Consider the following 12,638-nt stretch of genomic DNA (forward strand, 5'->3'; position numbering starts at 1 on the left):
TGGAGGTTTTTAGAGAAAGAGAGAACCACAGATTACACAGATTGCACAGACGACGTGCGCCGTGACTATCGCGGGTTTCCGCCACACACTGTGCCTGCAAAACCGGACAGTATGGGGCTGCGTACCCGGGCCTGACAAAAAAGAGACGCGCCGGGGCGCGTCCCAATCTGTGTAGCCTGTATTTCTTTGAAGTCTTAGGCTGGACGCAGCTTGCGCAGGCCGCGTGGGGCCATCTTGCCGACGCTGGCGCGCTTACCCACAAAGTCTTTCCAGTCCTTGAAGTCGCGCGCCTTGCCTGATCCGTCGTACCACTGCACCGGCCCGGCCTGATCGAAGATCGCGATGTCCTTCACGCCGCCGTCCTTATAGCCTTGCAGCTTGACGCCCTTGCCGCGCGCCATTTCCGGCAGTTCCGAAACCGGATAGACCAGCACCTTGTTGTTTTCACCCAGAATAACCACGTGGTCTCCCGTCACCGGCAAAGCGGCAAAGGCCTCGGTGCCATCCGCATTGAGCACCGACTTACCGGCCTTCTTGTTGCCGACGGCGTCCTCTTCGTTCATCACGAAGCCATAGCCGTTCTTCGACACCATCAGGCGTTTAGCCCCCGGCGTGAACATGAAGACGTTGACGATACGGGTGTTTTCTTCCATCTCCAGCATCAGTTGGAGCGGTTCGCCGTGCCCGCGACCGGACGGCAGCTTGTCGCAGCCCAGCGTAAAGAAACGCCCGTCAGAGGTCATGATCAGCAGCTTGTCGGTATTGTAGCCGGGCACCAGGAAGCCGAGATTATCGCCTTCCTTGAACTTCAGCTCCGACGGATCATCGACGCGGCCCTTAGTGGCGCGAATCCAGCCGCGTTCGGACAGGATGACGGTCAGGGCTTCCTTGGGCAGATAGGACTCGATGGCCGCCACCTCGACGCCCTGCGGCGCTTCGGCAAAGGTGGTGCGGCGCGCCGACAGAAGTTGCTTGCGGACCTCGGTCAGTTGTTCGTCGATCCGCTTCCACTGCTTCTTTTCGGAACCCAGCAGGGACAACAGGCCGTCGCGTTCCTTCGACAGCTTGTCGTGCTCGCCCTTGATGGCCATTTCTTCGAGACGCGCAAGCTGCCGAAGCCGCGTATCGAGGATGTAATCGACCTGCACCTCGGTCAGCTCGAAACGCGCCATCAGGGTCTGCTTCGGCGTCTCGTCCTCACGGATAATGCGGATCACCTCATCCAGATTGAGGAAGGCGATCATCAGGCCGTCGAGGACGTGCAGACGCTTCTCGATCTTGTCCAGACGCCATTGCGACTGCCGGATCAGCACTTCGCGGCGGTGGTCGAGGAACGAGGTCAGGATGGTCTTCAGACCCATGACGCGCGGCGTGCCGGTCTTGTCCAGCACGTTCATGTTGAAGGCAAAGCGCGTTTCCAGATCGGAGATCTTGAACAGGCTTTCCATCAGCACTTCGGGGTCGATATTGCGCGTCTTGGGCTCAAGGATCAGGCGCACCTCTTCGTCGGATTCGTCGCGCACATCGCCTAGCAGCGGGGCCTTCTTGGCCTCGATCAGGTCGGCCAGTTGCTCGATCAGGCGCGACTTCTGCACCTGATACGGGATTTCGGAGACAAGGATGCGCCAGGCCCCACGCCCCAGATCCTCGACCTCATAGCGGGCGCGCACCCGCACGCTGCCGCGCCCCGTCTCATAGGCCTCATAGATGGCTTCGCGGCGCTCGACGCAGATCCCGCCGGTCGGGAAGTCGGGCCCCGGAATGATGGCCATCAGGCCGTTGGTATCGGTATCGGGTTCGGCGATCAGCAGCTTACAGGCGTCGATAAGCTCCGCGACATTGTGCGGCGGGATGGAGGTCGCCATGCCGACAGCGATGCCCGTCGCCCCATTGGCCAGCAGGTTCGGAAACGCCGCCGGCAGGACGACCGGCTCCTCGTCCTGACCGTCATAGGTCGGGCGGAAATCGACGGCGTTCTCGTCTATGCCGTCCAGCAGCAGCATGGCCGCCGTGGTCATCTTACATTCGGTGTAACGCATGGCGGCGGCAGAATCGCCGTCGATATTGCCGAAATTCCCCTGCCCATCGACCATGGGATAGCGTTGGGCGAACCATTGCGCCATCCGCACCAGCGCGTCATAGATCGACTGATCGCCGTGCGGGTGGAAGTTACCCATGACTTCCCCGACGACCTTGGCCGATTTGCGCGCCGCCGCCTGCGGGTTCAGCCGCATATTGTGCATGGCGTACAAGACGCGCCGGTGCACCGGCTTCAGGCCGTCGCGCACGTCCGGCAGGGCGCGGTGCATGATGGTGGACAGCGCATAGGCCAGATAGCGCCGCGACAGGGCCTCGCCCATCGGTTCGCTGAGGATACGGCCACCTTCGTCAGGAATCACATCGTTGCTCATGCCTTATGCGTAAGGCTTTCGCGCTTTTCGCACAAGCACATATGCAGAACAGGTTGTGGAGGGAGAGACCCTCACCAATTGTTGCGGCCATCCAGCGCTTCGACCGGCAGGCTGTTCAGATCAAAGCCATCCACCATGCGCATATTGATGGCGACGATGCGCTGTTCCGGCACGACGCCCGCCTCCCCCTTGGGTGTACCGTCGGCATTATAGGCCGAGGCCCAGTCCGGGCTGTCACCGTGCGTATTGCCGCCGCAATGGCCGCAGAAATGATGCTGATTGAGGCCGCGACTGGCCGAATAGGTGCGATCGTGCGTCGCACTGTGGATCGTCACCTCACCTGGCGCAAAATAGGCCCACACGGCCCCGACGCGATGGCAGTAGGTGCAGTTACAGGTCCGCCCGCCTTCGGGGGCTTTTAAGATGTCGATGCGGGTCGCGCCGCAATGGCAGGTGGCGGTGAGGGTCATGGTTCGCTCCTTTGAAGGCGCGAACGTCGCAGACCGTGATGACAAAATCTGTCAGCAAGGATCAGGGATCAGAACAGGGCGTCCACGGCGTTTTGCAGATCGTTTTCGAGGCGCTCGGCCCGCCCGTGAATATGGGCGTCCATTTCAACGACGCGCGCCTTCAGGCTGTCCAGACGCGCCGCGAGGTCTTCGCGCGCCACTTCGTCTTCAAGATTCGAGCTGAGCAGAATCTGGATGCCGGATTCGAACTCTTCGAGCGCCTTTTCACAAGCCGCATCGAAAGGTTTACGCACAGCCTCCGGCGAGGCCTTATAGGCGGCAATCACCACGTCTTTCTGCTCGAAGCCGGAATTTTCGAAATGCTCGACATAGCCGCGGCGACGCCAGTCCATCAGCTCCTCGGCCATGTCCGGCATGTCGAGGCCCATTTCGAACAGCATGATCGCTTCGTTGAACAGGTTGAGGTAATCCGTCGCCAAACCCGTCTCCGGATTGACGTTCGCCGCCCGCAGTTCCTGTTCGCTATACCCTGACATACCCGCCAAACTACCCGCCCAAATCGAGCCCATCGGCCCAACCTAGTGAAAACACGTTACCAAAGCATGGAGAACAGTGTTTTCGCGCACATTTTAAAAACGGAATCACCCGTCGCGTACACTGTCGATAAGGCGAGTGCGGATTTCGGGCAAGGGCTGATTGAGCGGGTGAAAGATATGCCGTTCCAGAAAATAGCCGGTCAGGTCCAGCCCCCGGCGCAGATCGTCCGCGTGAACGCCACCTTGTGACGACAGCAGAAATCCCGGTAAAGGCAACAGCTTATCCTTATAGGGCTCGCCTTCGCGGCGGCTGACGGCGCGGGCCGAACGCGGCGAGACGTAGATCAGATCGTCGCGGCTGCCGCTCACGGCACAGGCCGACAGGTCGAGACCGAACCCTACCGCCTCCAGCAGGCCCATCTCGAAACGCACATAGACGTAGGGCCAGACGCCGGGCAGGCCAAAGGCATTGATCAACGCTTCAAAGGCATAGAAGGCCCCCGGATAGGCCTCGCGTTCGGGCAGGACGGCGCGCGTCATGACACAGGCGCACTGCACCCCGATCAGGGCCATAGGGTCATCGAAGATGTCCGCCGAGGCATCGCCTTCCGGTTCCAGCGTGGCCGACCCCAGTTGGTCGGCGGTGCGCGCCCGATAGGACAGGCGCACACGGCTGGCCGGTTGCAGATAGGGCTTGAGCCGGCGTGACGCGCCGCCGGGCACATGGGCGGCGATATGGCCGTGTTCCAGAGTCAGAAAATGCACCACCGCACCGGTTTCCCCGTGCGGCCTGGCGCTTAAAACAAAGGCATCGTCTTCGAAGGTCACGACGATCCCCCCTTCACGACGCAAGAAAATTTCACGTCAGGCTGAGACGAAACGTGCGCTTTTCGAGAACCGGCGCGCAGCGTACTTAAGTACGTGAGCACCGGAAGCGCAGAAAAGTGCCCGTTGCAGGCCAGCCTCACGTGAAATTACTCCCCGAACTCCAGACCGAACTGCGCATATAAGGCCCGGTCGTCGCTCCAGCGTTCATTGACCTGCACGTGCAGGAAGAGGTGCACCTTGCGGTCGAGAATCTCCATCAGCTCCTGACGGGCACGCTGACCGATCCATTTCAGGGTCTGACCGTTTTTGCCCAGCACGATGGCGCGCTGACCGTCGCGTTCGACGAAGATGGTCTGTTCGATGCGCGCCGCGCCGTCCGGCATGTCCTTGAAGTCGGTCGTCACGACGGCGCAGGCATAGGGCAGTTCCTCATGCACGCGCAGGAACAGCTTTTCGCGGGTGATTTCGGCGGCCAGAATACGCACCGGCGCATCGGCCGCCTGATCTTCCGGATAAAGCCACGGCCCCGAAGGCATTTTATCGGCAAGCGCCTCCATGAGGTCGGCAATGCCATTGCCCTTTTCGGCCGAGATCATGAAGACCTGATCGAAAACGCCTTCCTTGAACAGGCTGTCGGCCAGGGCCAGCAGGTTGTCACGGCGCAGAAGGTCGATCTTGTTGAGCACCAGAATGGCGCGGCGATTATTGGCCTTCAGGCCCGCCATGATGGTCTCGGCGTCTTCGACCGCCAGCTTGTCGGCACCGGTCGGCTTGGTGTCGGGGGCCGGGAAATGCACGGCCAGATGCGCCGGAGCGTCAATCAGCATGACCACGATGTCAGCATCTTCGGCCCCGCCCCACGCCGATTTGACCATGGCACGGTCGAGACGCCGGCGCGGCTTGAAGATTCCCGGCGTATCGACCAGCACGATCTGCGCCTCACCATGAATGGCGATGCCGCGCACCGGAAAGCGCGTCGTCTGCACTTTTTGGGTGACGATGGAGACCTTGGAGCCGACCAGAGCGTTGACAAGGGTGGATTTGCCCGCATTGGGCGCGCCGATGATGGCGGCGAAACCCGCGCGCGTCGTCGCGGGAGAAGAAGAGGTGATCGTCAATTAAGACCTGCGTATTCGATAAAGCTGAGGGCCGCCGCCTTTTCGGCCTCCTGACGGGACTTGCCGCTGGCGACGACGGGATCATAGCCTTCTAGCGTGAGCGCGACCTTAAAGATAGGGGCATGATCGGGACCGGTGCGCTCCACGATCTCATATTTCGGTGAAGCCAGCTTCTGCTGCGCGGCCCATTCCTGAAGGTGCGACTTGGGGTTCAGGTGCGAACGGGAGTGGCTGGCGCGGATATGCGGTTGCCACAGGGGGGCGAAGATGCGCCGCGCCGTCTCAAAGCCGCCGTCGAGATAGACCGCCGCGATCAGGGCTTCGCAGGCATCGCCCAGAATGGTCAGGTTGGAGCGCCCGCCGCTTTTGGTTTCACCAGGGGCCAGACGCATGGCGGCCCCTACGCCCAGCGATGTGGCCACCGCCGCACAGGTTTCGCGGCTGACCAGCCCGTGCAGGCGCTGCGACATCTCGCCTTCGGCGGCCTGCGGAAAGGCCTGCATCAGGGCTTCGGCCACCAGCAGGCCCAGCACGCGATCCCCAAGAAACTCCAGCCGCTCATTATCGCCGGAGACGGTCTTTTTGGGGCGCCCGTCGCTGACACTGGCGTGGGTAAGCGCGCTGTCGAGCAGTTGGCGGTCCACAAAACGGTATCCGAGTTTCGCCTCCAGTTCATCCAGCACCTTCTGCCGATGACCGGAGGCATCCCTTTGCATACGTGTCATTATTTCAGGGACTTGAAGAAACGGTCCCAGCGCAGGTCGAGCCAAGTCCACGGCTTGAACAGCGACGCGCCCTTGTTCCACGAGATCAGCACCATGACCGCCTTGCCCTCAAGGTTTTCGGCAGGCACGAAGCCGACGCCCGGCTGGAACGGATCGGCAGGCGAGAAACGGCTGTCGAGCGAGTTGTCGCGGTTGTCGCCCATCACAAAATATTGGCCTTCGGGCACGGTAAAGACCTGCGTGTCGTCGGCCTCAGGCTTATAACCCATGTCCTGCGTCAGGTGGGTCGCGCCGTCAGGCAGGTCTTCCTGCATGACCTCGACGCCCTGCGTCGCATAGGTAATGCCGGCGGAAATCGGCCCCTTGTCGATAGTGGTCACCGGCTGGTCGTTGATAAAGACCTGACCATTCTTCACCTGAACGCGGTCGCCGGGCAGGCCGATGACGCGCTTGATGTAATCGACCTTGGTGTTGCTGGGCAGCTTGAACACCACGATGTCGCCGCGTTTGGCCTGCTTTTCGAAGACACGGCCCGAAATCACCGGCGGCGAAAACTGGATGGAGTGCTTCGAATAGCCATAGTCCCACTTGCGCACCACGATGTAGTCACCCTCGTAGAGGTTGGGCTCCATCGACGCCGAGGGGATGGTAAAGGGCTGGAAAAACAGCGTGCGGAAGACCAAAGTGATGATCAGGGCGATCGCGACGGTCTTGATAATATCCGACCATTCGTCCTTGATCGCCGACTTTTCGTCGCCTTCCACGGTTGCTTTTTCGGTCACCGCGTCCTCAACGACCTTGTCTTCAGCGCTCATCACTCAGCCCCATATCCTTTAGCGCTATTAGCTTTAAGCGCATTCCTTCGACCTGTCTATTTTTAGATTTCGGCCAAAAATAGACGTTACATTTTATTCAGGGTTAGTCCGGCACGGCCTCGATAATCACATAGGCCCCGGCCAGATCGCCCTCATCCGTCAGGCTGAGGTGGATGCGTGCCGCACTGCGCTGCGGCAGCAGCGCCTGAAGCCGGTCAAGCGCGCCGTTTTTAAGCGTCACCTCAGGCTTGCCCAGCGCATCATTGCGCACCTCTATGTCGGTGAAATGAAAGCCGCGCAAACCGGTGCCCAGCGCCTTCATCACCGCCTCCTTGGCGGCAAAACGCTTGGCCAGAGCGGCATGAACCGGCGTTTTCGACAGGGCATAGGCCTGCTCGGCGGGCGTGAACACGCGGTCTAGGAATTTCTGACCGAAGCGTTCGACCGACTGCCGGATGCGCCGCGCGTCGGTCAGGTCCATGCCCACGCCAAGGATCATAGGCGCGCAGCGTCCATCAGGTGCCGCATACGGCTGACCGAAGCCTCAAGCCCTACAAAGATGGCTTCACCGATCAGGAAGTGGCCGATATTCAGTTCTTTGATCTGAGGCACACGCGAAATAAAGGTCACGGTATCATAGTCGATGCCGTGGCCCGCATGGACCTCGATGCCGACCTCGGCCGCCATATGCGCCGCCCATTCGAGCTTCTTCATCTCGGACTCAACGATGGAGCGTTCGCCTTCGCGCCAGGCGTCGCACAGGGCGCCCGTGTGAAATTCGACGACGGGCGCGCCGATATTCGACGCTGCCGAAAGCTGTACCGGATCGGTGGCAATAAACAGCGAGGTACGGATGCCCGCCGCATTGAGTCGCGCGACCGCGGGCCCAACGACGTCTATATTACCCGCCACATCCAGACCGCCTTCGGTGGTACGCTCCTGACGGCGTTCGGGCACCAGACAGCAGGCGTGCGGCTTGAGATCGAGCGCAATGCCCATCATCTCATCGGTCACCGCCATCTCAAAGTTTAACGGCTTACCAAACTCATCACAGACGGCCTTCAATGCCCAGATATCCTTATCGAGCACATGGCGGCGATCTTCGCGCAGATGCGCCGTGATGCCATCGACTCCGGCCTCCAGCACCTGACGGGCGCCGCGCACCGGGTCAGGCGCATGGCCGCCGCGCGCATTACGCACCGTGGCGATGTGATCAATATTGATCCCCAGACGAATGCGATTCATGGACGTCAGGCCTTTTGCGACAGACGGCGGCTGCCGGGGTCCTGCACCGGAATGGCGGCCAGTTCCGGCGGCAGGGCATCGGCGGGATAGGCGGGCACTTCCAGGCTGGCCAGCGAGATCAGCGGCACGCCGACATCCGCCTTGCCCCCCGACCGATCCACGATGCAGGCCGCCGCGACGACTTTGCCGCCCAGCGCCTGAATGGCGGCAATGCATTCGCGCGACGACAGGCCGGTGGTGACGATGTCTTCGACCATGACCACCTTCGCGCCGGGTTCGATGTGAAAGCCGCGACGCAGCTTGAACTCACCCTCGACACGCTCAACATACATGGACGGGACCTTCAGGTGACGCGCCGTCTCATAACCGGGGATGATGCCGCCCACGGCCGGTGAAATCGCCACATCGACCTGCCCGGCCTGCGCCACGATCTTTTCGGCCAGCGCCTTGCACAGGCGCTCACAACGATCCGCATTCATGAAGACGAGGTTTTTTTGCAGGAACAGCGGCGAATGCAGCCCGCTCGACAACACAAAATGCCCCTCTCTCAGGGCATTGGCGTCACGAAATTCATTGATCACGTCTTCAGAAGTCATGGGAGGTCCCGGCCGTATGGGTTTTGCCGCTACATAGGCCAAATCGCCGCCGAACCCAATAAATATTTAGACCGCATCGTGTGACTTTGTGATTTGCCTGCATTTCCACCTTACTTTAAAGTAAGGAAGTAAAGGAGCGTCAAAAATGAGCACTGCCACTCTCACCACTAAAGGTCAGATCACGATACCCGCTGAGGTGCGCAAAGCCATGGCTGTGGGTCAGGGCGACCGGGTGGAATTTGTGGAGGTGGAACCCGGCAAGTTTCTGCTGTTTGCTGCCACGCGCTCTATGACAGAACTGAAAGGCCGCTTCGGCAAGCCGGACCGCCCCGTCCGTATCGAAGAGATGAATGACGCCATTGCGAGGGCGGCATCCGGCAAATGATCGGGCTCGATACCAACGTCATCGTTCGCTACATCATGCAGGACGATCCGGATCAGGCGGCTTTAGCCTCAGCGGTTATCGAAAGCCTGACCGACGATCAGCCGGGTTTTGTATCCGTGGTGACCTGTGTCGAAACCGTGTGGGTGCTGACGCGCAGTTATAAACTCACACGCGACGCCATCATTGAGACGCTGGAGATTTTACTGGGGGCCTATCAGCTCCGTTTTGAGCACAAGCCAGACCTCTATCGCGCGCTTGCCGATTACAAAGCCGGCAAGGCGGACTTTGCCGACGCCCTGATCCACCGGCTAAATCTGAGCGCCGGATGCGAAAGGACCCTGACCTTTGATGTGGCGGCGGCAGATCACGCAGGCATGACCCTCATCACGCCGGAATAAACCCGGCTCAGCCTCTGATCCGCTCAACCCCCTCGACCGAGGGATTGGTGCGGATGGCGGCCGTGATATTGGTCAGGTGGCGGGCATCCAGCACCTCGACCTCGAATTCAGCATCGAGAAAATCGACCTGCTGATTGGACAGGCGGATATTGACGATATTGCCCTTTGCCTCGCCGATCAGGGTGCAGACCTGCCCCAGCACGCCCGGCTTGTTGCGCATATTGGCGCGGATGCGGGCGGGCGAGACGGTGTTCTTTTCGGCGTTGAGCGTCCATTGCAGGTCGATCCACACCTCCTTACGGCCCTCATAGGCCTCAAGTTGCTCGCATTCGATGGAATGGACGTGGACCTCTGCGCCTTCAACAATGCCGACGATACGGTCGCCCGGCACCGGGGTGCAGCAGCGCGAAAAGACGATCTTCTGCTGCGGCCGCAGGGCGTGGCCGCGCACAAAGGCTGTGGCGTCTTCGCCGTCCTTGATGCGACTGAACGAATCGGTGGTCAGGGTGGCGGGCAGTTTCAGGCCGGGGAACAGGGCCTCCAGCACCTTGGCCGGCGCGATCTTGCCGCGGCCACAGAGTTCAAACAGTTCGTCCTCGCTCTGCACCTGAAAGCGCTCGAAGGCCGGACGCCAGGACATGTCGGTCAGGGTCTTTTCGACCTGGGCAGCCCCGCGTTCCAGCGCCGAGCGCCCCAGACGGATGAAGTCGTCGCGCTGGGTCTGACGGATACTGCGGCGGATGGCGGCGCGCGCCCGACCGGTAATGGTCAGGGACTGCCAGTCCGGGTTCACGCGCGCTTCGACGCCGGTGATGATTTCGACCTGATCGCCATTCTGCAAGGGCGTGCGCAGCGGCTTGTGCTCGCCATTGATGACCGCGCCAATGGCCTTATCGCCCACCTCGGTATGGACGGCATAGGCGAAGTCGAGCGGCATGGCCCCGCGCGGCAAGGAGATCAGGCGGCCCTTGGGTGAGAAGCAAAAGACCTGATCGAGGAACATTTCGAGCTTGGCGTGTTCGACCCATTCTTCGGAATCGCCGCCGTTTTCCGCGATCTGCACGATGGCGCGCAGATTGGCGATGGGGTTGCGCTCGGCCCACTGGGTCGCCGCCGCCTCATCGAAGCCATAGGACTGGTTCTTATAGCCCCAGTGCGCCGCCAGCCCCTCTTCGGCCACCCGGTCCATCACCTCGGTGCGGATCTGCATTTCGATGCGCGCGCCCTTGTGGCCGATGACGGTGGTGTGCAGGGACTGATAGTTGTTGGATTTCGGCGTCGAGATAAAGTCCTTGAAGCGGTCCTGCACGCAGGGCCACTTACGATGCAGCACGCCCAGCGACAGGTAGCAGTCGTCCGGGCTATCGACGATGACGCGAAACGCCACAATATCCGACAGTTGCGAGAAGCCGATCGACTTGCGTTGCAGCTTGCGCCAGATCGAATAGGGCGATTTCTCCCGCCCCGACACCCGCGCCCGGATACCAGCCACCGACAGGGTGTCCTGAATGTCGCGGGCGATATCGGCGACCGCCGCGCCCTTCTGATCGCGCAGATCGGCCAGTCTTTGCAGGATGGCCGCCCTCCCGCGCGGATTGATGAAGGTAAAGGCCAGGTCTTCCAGCTCAGTGGCGAAGCGGTTGCAGCCGATCTGACGGGCCAGCGGCGCATAGACCTCCAGCGTCTCGCGCGAGATGCGCTCACGCTTGTGCTCCGGCACGTATTGCAGGGTGCGCATATTGTGCAGCCGGTCGGCCAGCTTGACCAGCAGCACGCGCACGTCCTTGGAAATGGCCAGAATGAATTTGCGCAGGTTTTCCGACTGCTTGGTATATTCGGACTTCAGCTCCAGCCGCGTCAGCTTGGTGACGCCTTCGACCAGTTGCGCGATCTCTTCGCCAAACAGCGACGCGATTTCCTCGCGCGTGGCGGGCGTGTCCTCAATAGTGTCGTGCAGCAGCGCCGTAACAATGGCGGCCGAGTCCAGCTTGTAGTCGGTGAGAATCCCCGCCACCTCGATCGGATGAGCGAAATAGGGGTCGCCGGAGGCGCGCAACTGCGCCCCGTGCATCCGCATGGCATAGACATAGGCGCGGTTGAGCAGCGCCTCATCGACGGTCGGATCATAGGCCGCCACCCGGTCGATCAGTTCCATCTGACGCAGGAAACGACGCTTGGGAGCCGGTTTAGCCTCGGAGGTCTGCGAAGACGCAGGCTTTTCAGCCTGCGTCTTCTCCGTCAGAGACGGCATTTCAGGGGGTGTCTGGATCGGAGGGGCTTCCGCCGGCGGATCGAGCGGCGGGGTTTCCGCCGGATCGACGGGGGGCGTTTCGGGAGGGGGGATAACATCCCCTTCCTCAGGCTCACCCGGCGGGACTTCCGGCGGCGTTTCTTCCGGGAAACCGGGCGGCACAGCAGGCGGTTCGCTTTCAGACGAAACCCGTGCCGTGATTACCGATTGCCCTTCTGCCGACATTTCCAGAACCGTACTCTCTTCATACATGCAGGCTCCTTAGATAAGAGCCCCGCCACGCGAGTCAAAGAGTAACCCCGCAAGCCCTTAATCGCCAATAAAAAAGGACGGTTTACAGGCAAAGTTACGGGCACGGTGGCGCACAGATAAAAACACCGGCCTGAGCGTCAGACCGGTGTTTTAAAAACGCTTTGAATAGCAGAGGCTTAGTAGCGTTCTTCCTGACCGCCATCGCGGTCGGACTGAAGCGCGCGGATCAGCTCGCTTTCCGACATCTGCTGGTGCTGCGGATCAGCCAGCAGGGCCAGGGTCTCGGCCTCTTCCTCAGCCTCGGTACGCTCATCGACGCGTTGCAGCGAGGCGATCAGGCTTTCGGTCAGGCTTTCCGGCGGCAGCTTGTCCTCGGCGATCTCACGCAGGGCTACGACCGGGTTCTTGTCGTTGTCGCGGTCAAGCAGGATCGAAGCACCCGAAGAGATGGCGCGGGCGCGATGCGCCGCCAGCAGCACCAGATTGAAACGGTTATCGACCTTCTCGACGCAATCTTCGACGGTAACGCGAGCCATGCAGAACCCTTTGCAAATAATGACAAAAACGCCGCCGTCAAGACGTATCTCGCCTTGACCGACAGCGTGAGC

At 61.0% G+C, this 12,638-nt stretch carries 14 protein-coding genes; 2 read left to right on the top strand and 12 right to left on the bottom strand.

The features are described from left to right. Positions 1-194: 194 nt before the first annotated feature. From parC to pyrE, 10 genes are all read right to left on the bottom strand, one after another. Positions 195-2,411 (bottom strand): DNA topoisomerase IV subunit A, encoded by a 2,217-nt coding sequence (gene parC, locus AACH73_RS15135; protein WP_338735782.1) that lies wholly within the window; start codon positions 2,409-2,411, stop codon positions 195-197. Between the two features lie 71 nt (positions 2,412-2,482). Continuing rightward, positions 2,483-2,881: an aldehyde-activating protein gene (locus tag AACH73_RS15140; protein ID WP_272741998.1), complete on the bottom strand. Its 399-nt coding sequence runs from the start codon at positions 2,879-2,881 to the stop codon at positions 2,483-2,485. A gap of 68 nt (positions 2,882-2,949) precedes the next feature. Continuing rightward, positions 2,950-3,417 carry a hypothetical protein gene (locus AACH73_RS15145; protein ID WP_272741997.1) on the bottom strand — a complete coding sequence of 156 codons (468 nt, stop codon included), beginning with the start codon at positions 3,415-3,417 and terminating at the stop codon, positions 2,950-2,952. A gap of 105 nt (positions 3,418-3,522) precedes the next feature. Then, positions 3,523-4,245, bottom strand: coding sequence for a DNA repair protein RecO (gene recO, locus AACH73_RS15150; protein ID WP_272741996.1), 723 nt, complete (start codon positions 4,243-4,245; stop codon positions 3,523-3,525). Between the two features lie 146 nt (positions 4,246-4,391). Further along, positions 4,392-5,363 carry a GTPase Era gene (era, locus tag AACH73_RS15155; protein ID WP_272741995.1) on the bottom strand — a complete coding sequence of 324 codons (972 nt, stop codon included), beginning with the start codon at positions 5,361-5,363 and terminating at the stop codon, positions 4,392-4,394. Further along, positions 5,360-6,088: a ribonuclease III gene (gene rnc, locus AACH73_RS15160; RefSeq protein ID WP_272741994.1), complete on the bottom strand. Its 729-nt coding sequence runs from the start codon at positions 6,086-6,088 to the stop codon at positions 5,360-5,362. Before rnc ends, era begins: the two co-directional genes overlap by 4 nt. Continuing rightward, on the bottom strand, positions 6,088-6,903 hold the full coding sequence (gene lepB / locus AACH73_RS15165; RefSeq protein WP_272741993.1) for a signal peptidase I: 816 nt from the start codon (positions 6,901-6,903) through the stop codon (positions 6,088-6,090). Before lepB ends, rnc begins: the two co-directional genes overlap by 1 nt. A gap of 103 nt (positions 6,904-7,006) precedes the next feature. Next, positions 7,007-7,402: a holo-ACP synthase gene (gene acpS, locus AACH73_RS15170; RefSeq protein WP_272741992.1), complete on the bottom strand. Its 396-nt coding sequence runs from the start codon at positions 7,400-7,402 to the stop codon at positions 7,007-7,009. After that, on the bottom strand, positions 7,399-8,148 hold the full coding sequence (locus AACH73_RS15175) for a pyridoxine 5'-phosphate synthase (RefSeq protein WP_272741991.1): 750 nt from the start codon (positions 8,146-8,148) through the stop codon (positions 7,399-7,401). Before AACH73_RS15175 ends, acpS begins: the two co-directional genes overlap by 4 nt. Positions 8,149-8,153: 5 nt before the next feature. Then, positions 8,154-8,744, bottom strand: coding sequence for an orotate phosphoribosyltransferase (pyrE, locus tag AACH73_RS15180; protein WP_272741990.1), 591 nt, complete (start codon positions 8,742-8,744; stop codon positions 8,154-8,156). A 145-nt stretch (positions 8,745-8,889) separates the two neighbouring features. Between pyrE and AACH73_RS15185 the strand changes: the two genes are divergently transcribed. Beyond that, positions 8,890-9,129, top strand: a complete 240-nt coding sequence (locus AACH73_RS15185; RefSeq protein ID WP_272741989.1) for an AbrB/MazE/SpoVT family DNA-binding domain-containing protein — start codon at positions 8,890-8,892, stop codon at positions 9,127-9,129. Beyond that, positions 9,126-9,527 carry a type II toxin-antitoxin system VapC family toxin gene (locus AACH73_RS15190; RefSeq protein ID WP_272741988.1) on the top strand — a complete coding sequence of 134 codons (402 nt, stop codon included), beginning with the start codon at positions 9,126-9,128 and terminating at the stop codon, positions 9,525-9,527. Before AACH73_RS15185 ends, AACH73_RS15190 begins: the two co-directional genes overlap by 4 nt. A 7-nt stretch (positions 9,528-9,534) precedes the next feature. On the opposite strand, the gene AACH73_RS15195 is transcribed toward AACH73_RS15190, so the two are convergent. Together AACH73_RS15195 and rpoZ are read right to left on the bottom strand one after the other, a co-directional pair. Further along, complete coding sequence (locus AACH73_RS15195; RefSeq protein ID WP_272742083.1) at positions 9,535-11,682, bottom strand: bifunctional (p)ppGpp synthetase/guanosine-3',5'-bis(diphosphate) 3'-pyrophosphohydrolase; 2,148 nt, start codon at positions 11,680-11,682, stop codon at positions 9,535-9,537. A gap of 524 nt (positions 11,683-12,206) precedes the next feature. Beyond that, entirely contained in the window at positions 12,207-12,566 is a 360-nt protein-coding gene (rpoZ, locus tag AACH73_RS15200; protein ID WP_013480428.1) for a DNA-directed RNA polymerase subunit omega, read from the bottom strand. Positions 12,567-12,638 lie beyond the last annotated feature (72 nt).

The sequence above is a fragment of the Asticcacaulis sp. DW145 genome (genome assembly GCF_037101385.1).
Lineage (GTDB): Bacteria > Pseudomonadota > Alphaproteobacteria > Caulobacterales > Caulobacteraceae > Asticcacaulis > Asticcacaulis currens.

Excerpts from the sequence above, each read along its gene's own strand:
- parC (WP_338735782.1), bottom strand. The coding sequence starts at position 2,411 with ATGAGCAACGATGTGATTCCTGACGAAGGTGGCCGTATCCTCAGCGAA.
- AACH73_RS15140 (WP_272741998.1), bottom strand. The coding sequence starts at position 2,881 with ATGACCCTCACCGCCACCTGCCATTGCGGCGCGACCCGCATCGACATC.
- AACH73_RS15145 (WP_272741997.1), bottom strand. The coding sequence starts at position 3,417 with ATGTCAGGGTATAGCGAACAGGAACTGCGGGCGGCGAACGTCAATCCG.
- rnc (WP_272741994.1), bottom strand. The coding sequence starts at position 6,088 with ATGACACGTATGCAAAGGGATGCCTCCGGTCATCGGCAGAAGGTGCTG.
- lepB (WP_272741993.1), bottom strand. The coding sequence starts at position 6,903 with ATGAGCGCTGAAGACAAGGTCGTTGAGGACGCGGTGACCGAAAAAGCA.
- acpS (WP_272741992.1), bottom strand. The coding sequence starts at position 7,402 with ATGATCCTTGGCGTGGGCATGGACCTGACCGACGCGCGGCGCATCCGG.
- AACH73_RS15175 (WP_272741991.1), bottom strand. The coding sequence starts at position 8,148 with ATGAATCGCATTCGTCTGGGGATCAATATTGATCACATCGCCACGGTG.
- pyrE (WP_272741990.1), bottom strand. The coding sequence starts at position 8,744 with ATGACTTCTGAAGACGTGATCAATGAATTTCGTGACGCCAATGCCCTG.
- AACH73_RS15185 (WP_272741989.1), top strand. The coding sequence starts at position 8,890 with ATGAGCACTGCCACTCTCACCACTAAAGGTCAGATCACGATACCCGCT.
- AACH73_RS15190 (WP_272741988.1), top strand. The coding sequence starts at position 9,126 with ATGATCGGGCTCGATACCAACGTCATCGTTCGCTACATCATGCAGGAC.
- AACH73_RS15195 (WP_272742083.1), bottom strand. The coding sequence starts at position 11,682 with ATGGAACTGATCGACCGGGTGGCGGCCTATGATCCGACCGTCGATGAG.
- rpoZ (WP_013480428.1), bottom strand. The coding sequence starts at position 12,566 with ATGGCTCGCGTTACCGTCGAAGATTGCGTCGAGAAGGTCGATAACCGT.